General features: G+C 52.5%; 1 pseudogene. It reads left to right on the top strand.

Annotated elements, in window-relative coordinates:
• Nucleotides 1-278 (top strand): annotated as a pseudogene (locus JUI58_RS03595) (hypothetical protein); the annotation flags it as partial.

The following is a 278-nucleotide window of genomic DNA, read 5'->3' as shown; positions in this document are numbered from 1 at the left end:
AACCAGGCACTCAGCACCGCCGAAGAACAGCGCGTGCAACTCCTCCAGAACCCCAAAGGTTATGCTAACGCCGATCTCGAAGCCATCAAAAGCAAGATCGAAACAATTCTCGACGATTTGCAAACCCTCGAAGCCCAAATTCGCCGGGAAAACCCTGCCTACGCCAACTTAAAATATCCTCAACCCCTCACCCTGCAACAAATCCAAGCAAATATCCTCGACGATGATACCCTCCTCCTCGAATACGCCCTCGGAGGCGATCGCAGCTATCTCTTCGC

It is taken from the genome of Spirulina sp. CCY15215 (genome assembly GCF_016888125.1).
Taxonomy (GTDB): domain Bacteria; phylum Cyanobacteriota; class Cyanobacteriia; order Cyanobacteriales; family Spirulinaceae; genus CCY15215.
This window is presented reverse-complemented; position numbering and strand designations above follow the sequence as displayed.